Annotated in this window: 11 protein-coding genes and 1 riboswitch; of the genes, 8 read left to right on the forward strand and 3 right to left on the reverse strand. The window is 60.7% G+C overall.

Annotation, left to right across the window (positions count from 1 at the left end; genetic code table 11):
• Positions 1-289 precede the first annotated feature (289 nt).
• Positions 290-1681 carry a class II fumarate hydratase gene (gene fumC, locus J2046_RS21220; protein WP_210055323.1) on the reverse strand — a complete coding sequence of 464 codons (1392 nt, stop codon included), beginning with the start codon at positions 1679-1681 and terminating at the stop codon, positions 290-292.
• Positions 1682-2079: 398 nt separating this feature from the next.
• Here fumC and J2046_RS21225 point away from each other — a divergent pair, with 398 nt between their 5' ends.
• Positions 2080-3996 (forward strand): L,D-transpeptidase family protein, encoded by a 1917-nt coding sequence (locus J2046_RS21225; RefSeq protein ID WP_210055325.1) that lies wholly within the window; start codon positions 2080-2082, stop codon positions 3994-3996.
• A 55-nt stretch (positions 3997-4051) separates the two neighbouring features.
• Here J2046_RS21225 and J2046_RS21230 read toward each other — a convergent pair whose 3' ends face one another.
• A complete protein-coding gene (locus tag J2046_RS21230; RefSeq protein WP_210055327.1) occupies positions 4052-4753 on the reverse strand; it encodes an HAD family hydrolase in 702 nt (233 codons plus the stop codon).
• Positions 4754-4932: 179 nt separating this feature from the next.
• Here J2046_RS21230 and rpiA point away from each other — a divergent pair, with 179 nt between their 5' ends.
• From rpiA to bluB, 7 genes are all read left to right on the forward strand, one after another.
• The gene (gene rpiA / locus J2046_RS21235; RefSeq protein ID WP_210055329.1) at positions 4933-5631 is read left to right on the forward strand and encodes a ribose-5-phosphate isomerase RpiA; all 699 of its coding nucleotides are present in this window, start codon (positions 4933-4935) and stop codon (positions 5629-5631) included.
• An 18-nt stretch (positions 5632-5649) separates the two neighbouring features.
• Entirely contained in the window at positions 5650-6279 is a 630-nt protein-coding gene (locus J2046_RS21240; protein WP_210055332.1) for a DUF2059 domain-containing protein, read from the forward strand.
• 115 nt (positions 6280-6394) lie between these two features.
• Positions 6395-7783 (forward strand): glutathione-disulfide reductase, encoded by a 1389-nt coding sequence (gor, locus tag J2046_RS21245; protein ID WP_210055334.1) that lies wholly within the window; start codon positions 6395-6397, stop codon positions 7781-7783.
• A 171-nt stretch (positions 7784-7954) separates the two neighbouring features.
• Complete coding sequence (locus J2046_RS21250) at positions 7955-9328, forward strand: class II 3-deoxy-7-phosphoheptulonate synthase (RefSeq protein ID WP_210055336.1); 1374 nt, start codon at positions 7955-7957, stop codon at positions 9326-9328.
• Positions 9329-9483: 155 nt separating this feature from the next.
• Complete coding sequence (locus J2046_RS21255; protein WP_210055338.1) at positions 9484-9894, forward strand: GFA family protein; 411 nt, start codon at positions 9484-9486, stop codon at positions 9892-9894.
• A gap of 63 nt (positions 9895-9957) precedes the next feature.
• On the forward strand, positions 9958-11631 hold the full coding sequence (locus J2046_RS21260) for an NAD+ synthase (RefSeq protein ID WP_210055340.1): 1674 nt from the start codon (positions 9958-9960) through the stop codon (positions 11629-11631).
• A gap of 69 nt (positions 11632-11700) precedes the next feature.
• A riboswitch (cobalamin riboswitch) is annotated at positions 11701-11888 on the forward strand.
• A 77-nt stretch (positions 11889-11965) separates the two neighbouring features.
• Positions 11966-12652 carry a 5,6-dimethylbenzimidazole synthase gene (gene bluB / locus J2046_RS21265; RefSeq protein WP_210055342.1) on the forward strand — a complete coding sequence of 229 codons (687 nt, stop codon included), beginning with the start codon at positions 11966-11968 and terminating at the stop codon, positions 12650-12652.
• 3 nt (positions 12653-12655) lie between these two features.
• Here the strand turns inward: bluB and J2046_RS21270 are convergent, their stop codons facing one another.
• Positions 12656-13318: a hypothetical protein gene (locus J2046_RS21270; protein ID WP_210055344.1), complete on the reverse strand. Its 663-nt coding sequence runs from the start codon at positions 13316-13318 to the stop codon at positions 12656-12658.
• Positions 13319-13436 lie beyond the last annotated feature (118 nt).

Below are 13436 nucleotides of genomic sequence, written 5' to 3' on the forward strand. Positions count from 1 at the left end.
CACTCAATCCCGTCCGTATATATACTTAGCGGAATTAGTATGTGAAAGATATTGGAAAAGAATTAAGGGTAAACACCGAAGAGCTTGTTCTTAAAATCATTTTGCATTTCAGGAATACCTTATTTCCCCTAGAAACAAAGGGTTTTTACAGTACCAATTCGGGACAGTGGTTCGCGTCATTAAATGCGATACATTGTCATAAATTATCGCTCTTGATCTATATTTGTAACAACAAGGCCCTGCCGTTTGAAGGGCAGGGCCTTGTTGTTCTTCTGCTGGCCTAAGCTGTCTATTTCGGGCCGATCATGTTCTCCGGACGGACATACTGGTCGAATTCCTCGTTCGTCAGATATCCGCCGCCGACCGCTTCCTCGCGCAGCGTCGTGCCGTTCTTGTGGGCGGTCTTGGCGATCTTGGCGCAGATGTCGTAGCCGAGCCTGGTGTTGAGCGCGGTAACCAGCATCAGCGAGTTCTCGACGCCGCGCTTTATATTGTCTTCGCGGGCCTCGATGCCGACCACGCAATTGTCGGTGAAGGAGACCGCGGCATCGCCGAGGAGCTGAACCGACTGCAGGAAGTTGTAGGCCATCATTGGATTGTAGACGTTGAGCTCGAAATGGCCCTGGCTGCCGGCGAAGGTGATCGCGGCCTGGTTGCCGAAGATATGGGCGCAGACCTGCGTCATGGCTTCCGACTGCGTCGGATTGACCTTGCCCGGCATGATCGACGAGCCTGGTTCGTTCTCCGGCAGAGCGAGTTCACCCAGGCCTGCACGCGGACCGGAGCCGAGGAAGCGGATGTCGTTGGCGATCTTGAAGAGGGCGGCGGCAGCCGCATTGATCGCGCCATGGGCGAAAACCATCGCATCGTGGGCGGCCAGCGCCTCGAACTTGTTCGGCGCCGTCACGAAGGGCAGGCCGGTGATCTTGGCGATCTCCTCCGCGACCTTCTCGGCAAAGCCGACCGGGGCATTGAGGCCCGTGCCGACCGCCGTGCCGCCCTGGGCAAGTTCATAGAGGCCGGGAAGCGTGAGTTCGATGCGCTTGATCGCCGAGGCAACCTGCGCTGCGTAGCCGGAGAATTCCTGGCCGAGGGTAAGCGGCGTGGCGTCCTGCGTGTGGGTGCGGCCGATCTTGATGATATGAGCGAAGGCCTTGACCTTCACGTCGAGGGCTGCGTGGAGGTGCTTGAGCGACGGAACGAGATGGCGGACGATCTGTTCGGCACAGGCGATGTGCATGGCCGTCGGATAGGTATCGTTCGACGACTGGCTCATGTTGACATGATCATTCGGATGCACCGGCTTCTTGGAGCCCATGACGCCGCCGAGCATTTCGATCGCGCGGTTGGAGATCACTTCGTTGGCGTTCATGTTCGACTGCGTGCCGGAACCGGTCTGCCAGACGACGAGCGGGAAATGGTCGTTGAGCTTGCCGTCGATGACCTCCTGCGCCGCCTCGACGATCACTTTGCCGAGAGCTGGGTCGAGGCCGCCGAGTGCCATATTGGCACGGGCCGCGGCCTGCTTGACGATGCCGAGAGCACGGACGACCGCAAGCGGCTGCTTTTCCCAGCCGATTTTGAAATTGCCGAGCGAGCGTTGCGCCTGAGCGCCCCAATAACGGTCGCTTGCCACTTCGATCGGGCCAAACGTATCGGTTTCGGTGCGGGTCGATGCCATCTTCGCTGCCTCTGTCTGTTCTTGCTCGCTGCCGGTCGGGATGATCAACAACGCGTTACCGCGTGAACGCCGGCCGGCGGCATTACTATACGATTGTTATGCGTCCGCAAGACGGCATGCCCCGCTTTCGGTGCGACTTTTGGCGTGCCTTTTATGACACGGGCCGGAGAATTGTTTCACCGGTTCTGCGTCCTTCTTCTCCAACACCCGCCTGGCGTCAGTAAAAATTTAACGAATATTTTCTTAACCTTCTGCCCGCGCTTTGACGCTTTTCTCCGGCGGGTGCGAACCTGTCGGGACAGTTGGGCGTTTCTTTCCATCCCTTACGCGATCGGTTAGATGGCGTGATATATTTCGAGCCCGCGGATCATACGCGGAAGCAGGTGACGGGGACGACTTTGCAGCACAAACACAAGAAAACTTCGATCGCGCTGGCGCTCGTGTCGGGCATTTCGGTTTTTGCGGGAGCTGCAGCTCCTGCCCATGCCATAACGCTGCTCGATATCCTCCGTGGTGGCCCCGGCGCCAACAGGAACAGGCAGGCCGACAACGGGCTTCCGGGCGTTGCGACCGGGCGTTCCGGCATGCCGAGCGAACGGGCGCTCGCCGACCCCGAGCCGCTGCCAAAGGTCTCCGGCCCGCGTTACTACACCTATAAGTCTGATGCCGAGCGTGCGGTAAAGACCGCCGGTTTTGCCGCGGCTTCAGCAACCGACGGCACGCGGTTCCTGGCCGAGGCGAAGGTATCGGCGCCGGCCGAAATCGCCGCCGCTCTCGAAGCCTTCTACGGTAAGGATGCGAAGCCGATCTGGGTTTCCGACAGCGATGCCAATGAAAAGGCGAAGGGCGTGCTGGCGCTTTTCGAGCGGGCCGGGGAATATGGTCTTGAGCCTGCCGACTATCTGCTGCCGGTTCCGGCTCTGACGACCGCCAGCGTTGAGGCGCCCGCAGATCCGGCTGTCGCAACGGATGCTTCTGTGACGGCTGTGTCAGCTTCCCCCTCGGATACGCATGACCGGGCTCTGATGCAGTTCGAGCTCGCATTGTCCGAAAAGGTGCTGATATTCGCTCAGGACATGATCCGCGGCCGCATCGATCCGAACAGGGTGTCGGGCTATCACGATTTCAAGCGCAAGGACGTCAAGCTTTCGCTGGTTCTGCCTTTTGCCAAGAGCGGGCCGGATGCCGCTGCCTATCTTGAGGGACTGACGCCGCAAAGTGCGCATTTCCAGACGTTGAAGGCAGAACTCGCGAAGCTGCGCGCCGAGGCCGCCAGTGACGGCATGCAGGTGTCGTTACCGGACAATCTTCTGCTGAAGCCGGGCAGCAGCAACCCCGATATGGCCAATGTCGTCGCAGCGATCGAGCACTTCGGTTCGGAAGAGCTGAGGACCACGCATGCGGCCACGTTCGCCGCATATCAGCAGACACCGGACTATACGCCGGACCTCGTCGAGCTCGTGAAATCCTTCCAGTCAGAGGCTGGGCTTAAGCCGGACGGCGTGATCGGCGCTGCCACGGTTCGCAAACTGGTCGGCCACACATCCGAGGACAAGATCGAGAAGGTCGTCGTCGCCATGGAGCAGGCCCGCTGGCTGCCCGACGATCTCGGCCAGCGTTACGTCTTCATCAACCAGCCGGCCTTCAGGGTCTACTATCATGACCATGGTGTCGAGCAGTTTTCCATGCGGGTGGTCGTCGGCTCCAAGTCGAACCAGACCTATTTCTTCCAGGATCAGATCGAGACGGTGGAATTCAATCCCTACTGGGGCGTGCCGCAGTCGATCATCATCAACGAGATGCTGCCGCACCTGCGCCAGGACCCGAGCTATCTCGACCGGTTGGGTTACGAGGTATCGGTCAATGGTCGGGCCGTTTCGTCGAGCAGCGTCAATTGGTACGGCTCGACGCAGAACATCTCCGTCCGCCAGCCGCCATCGAGCGACAATGCGCTTGGCGACCTGAAGATCCTTTTCCCGAACTCCCATGCGATCTACATGCATGACACGCCGTCGAAAAGCTTCTTCCAGCGCGACATGCGTGCGCTGAGCCACGGTTGCGTGCGTCTTGCCGAGCCGCGCAAGATGGCGGCCGCCGTAATGGGCACGACGGTCGAGGACATCAACGCGCGTATCGCCGCCGGCCAGAACGTGGCCGCCAAGGTGCCGGTGAGGATTCCCGTCTACGTCTCCTATTTCACGGCCTGGCCGAACAAGGACGGCAAGGTGGAATATTTTGACGACGTCTACGGCCGCGATGCTGCGGTGATGAAGGCGTTCGAGGCAACGACCAAGGCTCGCGCGGCCCATAGCTGAGACGGGCTTGGGGATAGAAGGAAATCGAAGAAAAGGGTGGCCCGGCGCCGCCCTTTTATTTGGCGGCCATAACCTGCCGCGCATCGAGACCGATCAGCGCCAGCACCAGTTCCTCGGTCAACTGGCTATAATTGCTGATCACACGGTCCGGATCGAGCGTCGAGACTTCGACATCCGAATAACCGAAGCTGACCGCGACTGACGGGATGCCGGCGTTCCGGGCGGCGAGAATGTCGTTGACGCTGTCGCCGATCATCACGCTCCGCGAGGCGTCGCCGCCGGCCTGTTCGATCGTGCCCAGGATGTGGCGGGCGTCTGGCTTGCGGACGGAGAAGGTATCCCCGCATGTCATGGTCACAAACCGATCGGCAAGGCCGAGTTTCTCAATGAGCGGAAAGGCGAGTTGGCCGGCCTTGTTCGTACAGACCGCAAGCCGCATGCCGGCTGACGACAGCCGGTCGAGGCATTCGACGACACCGGTGTATGGGCGGCTCTTGCCCGGCATATGCTCCTCGTAATGCTCGATGAACCGGTCGAACAACCGGTCGGCTGTCCGCTCATCCAGCGGCGTTTTCTTCAGTTCGAAAGCGCGGCGGATCATCACACGCACACCTTGGCCCACGAGATGGGTCAGATCATCGAATGTGACGGGAGCAAGATCGGCTGCCGCGATCGTATGGTTGAGGCTGTCGATGAGGTCCGGTGCGGTATCGATCAACGTACCATCGAGATCGAAAATGACGAGGGGAGCGGTCAATGAAACCTCGCTGGGCTCTTCGGGATATCTTCCGGCTTAAGGAATGTAGCCGCGAAATGCAAATATGCGAGATTCGCGCCCTTGGCAAAACCCGGCTTAAAACACAGGCTGGGGGACTTTCGTTTGCGGGAGGAGGCGTGTAAACAGCGGTTCGGCGAAACAGCGGGAGCTTTTGGCGGATGGACGCCCGGGAAATGAAAGTCGAGGCGGCTAAGGCTGCATTGGCATATGTCGAGGACGGCATGCGGCTCGGCATTGGCACCGGTTCGACGGCTGAGGAATTCGTCAGGCTCCTGGCTGAAAAGGTTCATGGGGGCCTAAAGGTCGAGGGGGTCCCGACATCCGAGCGGACGGCCAGACTTTGCGTCGAACTCGGCGTTCCGCTGAAATCGCTCGATGAACTTCCCGAACTCGACCTGACGGTCGATGGCGCCGACGAAGTCGATGCCGATCTGACCCTGATCAAGGGCGGTGGTGGCGCGCTTTTGCGCGAGAAGATCGTCGCGGCCGCTTCGAGCCGCATGATCGTGATTGCCGACGAAAGCAAGCTTGTTGGCGTACTGGGTGCCTTCCCATTGCCGATCGAGGTCAATCCTTTCGGCGAGGCGGCGACCCGCATCGCGATCGAGAGGGCTGCGGCAAAGCTGGGCTTGAGCGGTGAATTGAAGCTGCGCAAATCCGGCAGCGATATCTTCATGACGGACGGCGGCCACCATATTTTCGACGCATCTTTTGGCCGCATTCCTGATGCAGAGGCTCTCTCTGCGGAACTCAATTCCATTCCCGGTGTCGTGGAACACGGGCTGTTCATCCATATGGCGTCCCTTGCGATCATCGCCGGCAAGGCGGGAGCGCGGACGCTTCAGGCGAAGACGTAACTTAGGAGCAATCTACTCATGATCAGATTCGCGGTTCTCGGCCGTGCCGCCGCCCTGGCGATTCTCGTCTCCGGCGCCCTCACTGTATCGGCTCGCGCGCAGGAGGTGTCGGAAGCCCAGCTTGCTGCCGCACGGGAAGCGATTGCTTCGCTGAACGTCACGGACCGTTACGATAATATTCTGCCCAATCTGGCGGAACGCCTGAAGGCACAGTTCATCCAGGCCTCTCCGAATTTCCAGGAGCAGATCTCGAATGTGGTCGACGAGCAGGCCCTCGCGCTTGCGCCGCGCCGCGCCGATCTCGAGAAGGAGGCTGCGACCATCTATGCCAAGAGTTTTTCGACCGACGAACTGAAGGCAATCTCGACCTTCTTCAACACCGACACGGGCAAGAAGCTGCTCAATACCCAGCCGCTCGTGACGCGCGAACTGGTCAAGGCCGCCGAAATCTGGGCGAACGGCATTTCCCGCGACCTCACCAACCAGAGTACCACAAAACTGCGCGGCATCATTGATGCGGCTCAGATTCCGGCGCCCGTCGTCGATCCCGCGCCGGCGGACGTCCAGGCTGCGACGCCGATACCCGCGCCGGCCAAGCCTGCTGCTCCTGCAGCCAAGCCGGCGCCGACCCCCGCGCCGAAACCCTGATCGCGATACAGACCAATAATTTTGTGAAAGCCCGGAGCGATCCGGGCTTTTCCTTTGCCGGCTCGAAACACTATATGAGGGCCACATCCCGCCGCCTGCCTGAAGGAGAATTTTGATGGCCGCCTATGACTATGATCTCTTCGTGATTGGTGGCGGATCCGGTGGGGTGAGGGCGGGCCGTGTCGCCGCCTCTCTCGGCAAACGGGTGGCGATCGCCGAGGAATACCGTTTCGGCGGAACTTGCGTGATCCGCGGCTGTGTGCCGAAGAAACTGTTCGTCTATGCCTCCCAATACGCCGAGCATTTCGACGATGCCGCAGGTTATGGCTGGCAGGTCGGTGAAAGTACGTTCGACTGGAAGAAGCTGATCGCAGCCAAGGACAAGGAGATCGCCCGTCTCGAAGGTCTCTACCGGAAGGGTCTGGAGAACAACGGCGCCGAAATCCTCGAAACCCGCGCCGAACTGGTCGACGCCCATACGATCCGGCTCACGAAAACCGGCAAGACCGTGACGGCGGAGAAGATCGTCATCGCGACCGGCGGCGCTCCTAACCCTCATGTGGCACTGCCGGGTCACGAACTCTGCATTTCCTCCAACGAAGCTTTCCACTTGCCGGAATTGCCGCGTTCGATCCTGATCGCAGGCGGCGGCTATATCGCGGTCGAATTCGCCAACATCTTCCACGGCCTTGGCGTCGATACGACGCTGATCTACCGCGGCAAGGAAATTCTCTCGCGCTTTGACCACGACATGCGCCAGGGCCTGCACAAGGCGATGGTGGAGAAGGGCATCCGCATCATCTTGACCGACGTGATCGAGGAAGTGACCAGGGCGCCGGCCGGCGGACTGGTCGCCAAGACGATGTGCGGCGAGACGATCGCCGTCGATACGATCATGCTGGCGCTTGGCCGTGACCCGAACACAGAGGGCTTGGGTCTTGAAGCGGCAGGCGTCGAGGTGAACGAACGCGGCGCGATCGTCGTCGACAAATATTCTCGCACCAGCGTGCCGCATATCTATGCGCTCGGCGATGTTACCGATCGGGTACAACTGACGCCGGTGGCGATCCATGAGGCGATGTGCTTCATCGAAACCGTCTACAAGGACAATCCGACGGCCCCGGATCATGAACTGATCCCGACCGCGGTCTTCTCGCAGCCGGAGATCGGCACGGTCGGCCTCTCGGAAGAAGAGGCGGCCAAACGCTATCCGGAGCTCGAAATCTACCGCGCCGAATTCCGGCCGATGAAGGCGACGCTGTCGGGCCGCGCGGAAAAGATGATCATGAAGCTGGTCGTTGATGCGGCAAGCCGCAAGGTGGTGGGAGCCCACGTGCTCGGCCACGATGCGGGCGAGATGGCGCAGCTTCTCGGCATCTCGCTGAAGGCGGGCGTCACCAAGGACGATTTCGACCGCACCATGGCTGTCCATCCGACGGCGGCGGAGGAATTCGTCACCATGTACAACCCGAGCTATCGCGTCCGGAACGGCGAGCGCATCTGACGCGCTCGCGATGAACAGCCATACTGACGGCGACGCCGGAAACGGTGAAACATGGCTGCATCAATGCGGGAAAGGCGGCTATGCAAGGGCTCCGTTAAGGTTTATAAGCCGCGTCTATTTCGAGAAAGGCTGCCCGACAGGCGATCGCCGTGGTGAAAACAGGTGAGTGAGATGGCACAGAATTGGACCCCGAGCAGTTGGCGGCAAAAACCGATCCAGCAGGTGCCGGACTATCCGGACCAGGCCGCGCTGGCGGCAACGGAAGCTCAGCTCGCGACCTTTCCGCCGCTCGTTTTTGCTGGCGAGGCCCGTCGCCTGAAGAGCCAGCTCGCCAAGGTGGCGGAAGGCGATGCCTTCCTGCTGCAGGGTGGCGACTGTGCCGAAAGCTTCGTGGAGCACGGCGCGGACAATATCCGCGACTTCTTCCGTTCGTTCCTGCAGATGGCCGTCGTGCTGACCTATGGTGCCCAGCTTCCGGTGGTCAAGGTCGGCCGTATCGCCGGCCAGTTTGCAAAGCCGCGCAGCAATTCCCATGAGACGCAGGATGGCAAGACGCTGCTTACCTATCGCGGCGACATCGTCAACGGCACGGAATTCACCGATACGGCCCGCACGCCGGATCCGGAGCGCCAGATGATGGCCTACCGTCAATCGGCGGCGACCCTCAATCTGCTGCGCGCCTTCGCAATGGGCGGCTATGCCAACCTGGAAAACGTGCACAAGTGGATGCTGGGCTTCGTGAAGGATAGCCCGCAGGGCGAGCGCTATCGCAAGCTTGCCGACCGCATCAGCGAGACCATGGATTTCATGAAGGCGATCGGTATCACCGCCGAAAACCAACCCAGCCTGCGCGAGACCGACTTCTTCACCAGCCATGAAGCGCTGCTGCTCGGTTACGAAGAGGCCTTCACCCGCGTCGACTCCACCTCGGGCGACTGGTACGCGACCTCCGGCCACATGCTGTGGATCGGCGACCGGACCCGCCAGCTCGACCACGCGCATGTGGAATATTTCCGCGGGATCAAGAATCCGATCGGTTTGAAATGCGGCCCGTCGCTGCAGGCCGACAATCTGATCGAGCTGATCGATGCCTTGAACCCGGCCAATGAGCCTGGCCGTCTGACGCTGATCTGCCGCTTCGGCCACGACAAGGTCGCCGATTCCCTGCCGAAGCTGATCCGCGCCGTCGAGCGCGAAGGCAAGAAGGTTGTCTGGTCCTGCGACCCGATGCACGGCAATACGATTACGCTCAATAGCTACAAGACGCGGCCCTTCGACCGCATCCTGTCGGAAGTGGAAAGCTTCTTCCAGATTCACCGCGCCGAAGGTACGCATCCCGGCGGCATCCATGTCGAAATGACCGGCAAGGACGTGACGGAGTGCACCGGCGGTGCCCGCGCGGTGACGGCCGGCGACCTGCAGGATCGCTACCACACCCATTGCGATCCGCGCCTCAACGCCGATCAAGCACTGGAACTGGCCTTCCTGCTCGCCGAGCGCATGAAGAGCGGCCGCGACGAAAAGCGCATGGCCGTCAACGGCTGACATTTTTCATGTCGAGACAACAATGGGCCGGCAGCGATGCCGGCCTTTTTCGTTATCTCATGGCTGCAGCTCACAATAAGGATAAGCGAAATCGATTTGACCTGCGCTGTCATGCCCGCGACATTGCATTCGGGCATATTCGAATGGAGGCTGCCATGGAGCAGACGAACGGTGGCAGGTGTCTATGCGGTTCCATCCGGTTTGAGACGACGGGGCCTTTGCGGACGGTGACGGCCTGCCATTGCTCGCAATGCCGCAGGCAGACCGGGCTCTTCTATGTCGCAACCGCCGTGCGGCTTCAGAACCTTCGCATTCAGGGGGAAGAGAAGCTCTCCTGGTACCGCGCGAGCGACATGGCCCGGCGCGGCTTCTGCTCCGCATGCGGATCCGCGCTTTTCTGGCAGGCCGACGGGGTGGATCAGATTTCGATCATGGCCGGTGCATTCGATCAGCCGAGCGGGCTTGTCATGGGTGAACACATCTATTGCGCCGATAAGGGGGATTTTTACGACATTCCCGAGGATGGCGTACCCCATCATCCGGGCGGCAGACCCACATCTGCTTGAAACGTCATAAAAATTTCCCTGGAGCACGTTGCCGCCATCTTCGGCCGGCGCTAAATCCTGACCATGACCCAGGACATCAGCCAGACCCTCCGCATCGCCATAGCCCAGCTCAATCCGACCGTCGGCGATGTCGTCGGCAATCTGGCGCTCGCCCGTGAAGCACGTCGGGACGCCGCCCGCGACGGGGCCGACCTTGTTCTCTTCACCGAACTCTTTATTGCCGGTTATCCTCCGGAGGACCTCGTGGTGAAGCCGGCCTTTTTGAAAGCCTGCCTGGATGCCGTCGAGCAGCTTGCGGCCGATACGGCCGACGGAGGGCCGGGCGTTGTCATCGGCTTTCCACGCCAGGGCAGGGAGGGCCGGCACAATTCGATCGCCGTGCTCGATGGCGGCAGGGTGATAGCGATCCGCGACAAGGTAGATTTGCCGAACTACGGCGAGTTCGATGAAAAGCGTGTCTTCATTGCCGGCGAAATGCCGGGGCCGGTGAATTTCCGCGGCGTCAGGCTCGGCGTTCCGATTTGCGAGGATATCTGGGGTGAGCTCGGCGTCTGCGAGACTTTGTCGGAAAGCGGCGCGGAGATCCTGCTCGTGCCGAACGGCTCGCCCTATTATCGCGGCAAGGTGGATATCCGCCATCAGGTGGTGCTGAAACAGGTCATCGAGACCGGCCTGCCGATGATCTATGCGGCGCAAGTCGGCGGCCAGGACGAACTGGTTTTCGACGGTGCGAGTTTTGCCTTCAATGCGGACAAGACACTTGCCTTCCAGATGAACCAATTCGAACCGGCGGTGACGGTGACGGAATGGAAGAGGGTCCACGATACCTGGCGCTGCACAGATGGGCCAATGGCGCGCATCCCGGAAAAGGAGGAAGCGGATTACCGCGCCTGCCTGCTCGGCTTCCGCGATTATGTCAACAAGAACGGCTTCAAATCCGTGATCCTCGGCCTGTCCGGCGGCATCGACTCGGCATTGTGCGCGGCCATCGCCGTCGATGCACTGGGTGCGGAGCGGGTGCGCAGCGTGATGCTGCCTTACCGTTACACGTCCGAGGAGTCGCTGAAGGATGCCGCCGATTGCGCGCGTGCGCTCGGCTGCCGATACGATATTGTGCCGATCGCCGAGCCCGTCGAGGGGTTTTCGTCGGCGCTCTCAGAGCTTTTCGATGGCACGGACGAAGGCGTTACCGAAGAAAACCTGCAGAGCCGGGCGCGTGGCACCATTCTCATGGCGATCTCCAACAAGTTCGGCTCGATGGTGGTGACGACCGGCAACAAGTCGGAAATGTCCGTAGGTTACGCGACGCTCTACGGCGACATGAACGGCGGCTTCAATCCGATCAAGGATCTTTACAAGATGCAGGTTTATGCACTTGCCGCCTGGCGCAACCAGCATCTGCCGCCGGATGCGCTTGGACCGTCGGGCGCAGTGATCCCGAAGAATATCCTCTCCAAGGCGCCATCGGCGGAACTCAGGCCTGATCAGACGGATCAGGATTCGCTGCCGCCTTATCCCGTCCTCGACGACATTCTGGAATCCCTGGTGGAGATGGAAATGGGCACGGAGGAGATCGTCTCGCGCGGCCACGACATCACGACCGTCCACCGCATCGAGCATCTGCTTTATCTGGCCGAATACAAGCGGCGGCAATCGGCGCCGGGCGTCAAGATCACCAGGAAGAATTTCGGCCGCGATCGGCGTTATCCGATCACCAACCGGTTCCGGGACCGCTAGGTGACCGATCATTTGACCGGGTGAGACGGGAAGATCGGGCGGCTCCACTTGAAACGCTGATCATGGCTTGGCATAACGCCTCCGTCAGGTGCCTGCCTTGCGCAGGAGAATCGGGAATCCGGTGGGAAACCGGAACGTGCCCAACGCTGTGAGGCGGATGCTTGGCCGCAATTCGAAAGCCACTGGAATTTCCGGGAAGGCGGCGGCAGAAGCGGATGAAGCCAAGTCAGAAGACCGGCCTGGCAAGATAGATCGAGCCGCGCGGACGGCGGCGAGGTTTCTTGATGCTCCTGCGCCTTCGCGCAGGCGGCGTCAGCATTGTTGGGGATAGACGATGCAACCTGATCCTTTTGCACATGCCTTGATATCTGCAGGCGAATTTCCGGCAAGCGACCGTGCTGCGGTGTACCGCGTGATCGAAACTCGTCGCGACGTGCGTGACCAGTTTCTGCCGGATCCGCTTCCGGACGACCTGGTGATGCGGCTGCTCGGCGCCGCACATTCGGCGCCCTCGGTGGGGTTCATGCAGCCATGGAATTTCATCCTCGTGCGGGATCCCGAGATACGCCAGGCGGCATGGAGTGCCTTTTCGAGAGCCAATGACGAGGCGGCGGAAATGTTTCCGGAGGAGCGCCGGGACATATACCGCAGCCTGAAGCTCGAAGGCATCCGCAAGGCGCCGCTCTCGATCTGCGTGACCTGCGATCCGGATCGCGCCGGGCCGGTCGTCATCGGCCGTACCCATAATCCGCGCATGGATGTCTATTCGACCGTCTGCGCCGTGCAGAACCTGTGGCTTGCCGCCCGCGCCGAAGGGGTTGGCGTCGGCTGGGTGAGCATCTTTCATGAGGAGGATCTGCGCTCGCTGCTCGGCATTCCCGAACGGATCAGGATCGTCGCCTGGCTGTGCGTCGGCTACGTCGATCAGCTTTATCGGGAGCCGGAATTGGCGGTGAAGGGCTGGCGCGAGCGGCTACCGCTCGAAGACCTGGTTTTCACCGATCGATGGGGCGAGTGCTGACGACTACTGCTGCGGCTGCGGCCCGCTGGATTTCGGATGGGCGAGGTCTATACTTTCCTCGGGCAGGAATGTCGGGCCGACCATACGTACCTTCTTGTTCGGATCGTAGGGGCGTTCCGGCCCCGGCAGGTTCGGCTGGGCGGCAGCCGCCTGCGGCTGTCTGACACGCAGATTGATGATGCCGGAGTAGGGCTCCTCCTTCGGCAACTCGATGCCCTGCAGCTTCATTTTCTCCTTGCGGTCCTCTTCCAAATCGGAAGGAATGCAGTTGTTGGAGCGGATTGCAGCCAGGATCGCGCCGCGCTCGCCGGAGGAGCGAACCAATTGCCGGGCATTGTCTCTTTCCGCAACAAGCGCGTCGCGGCTTTGCTCCATGGCATCGAGCGTCTGCCGCATCTGATCGCAGATTTCGCCGTTCGGGCCGCCCACGACGACGACACTGCCCGTGCCGCAGCCCGCCCGACGCATCTCGATCCTGAGCCCGCGGATTTCGCTGTTCTGGTCGCTGAGTTCCCGCGCATAGCGCCGTATCTCGGCCGTGTTGCCGATGATCTGCGGTGCGTTGTTGAGCTGCCGGTAAAGGGCTGCGCAGGTCGCGGTGTCCCGCGCGGAGGCCGTTACGGGAACAAGCAGCAGCGGGGCGATCATCAGGCCGCAAAGGCGCATCGGTGTTGTCCGGCTCTCTCCAATCACATGATCGCATCATGGAGCAGGCCGGTTGACAATATCATAAAATCGGCCGCCTCCTGATTATTATTTAATTATCATGTGGTTATATATAAAA

Source organism: Neorhizobium petrolearium, assembly GCF_017873175.1.
In the GTDB taxonomy this organism is placed as follows: Bacteria; Pseudomonadota; Alphaproteobacteria; order Rhizobiales; family Rhizobiaceae; genus Neorhizobium; species Neorhizobium petrolearium.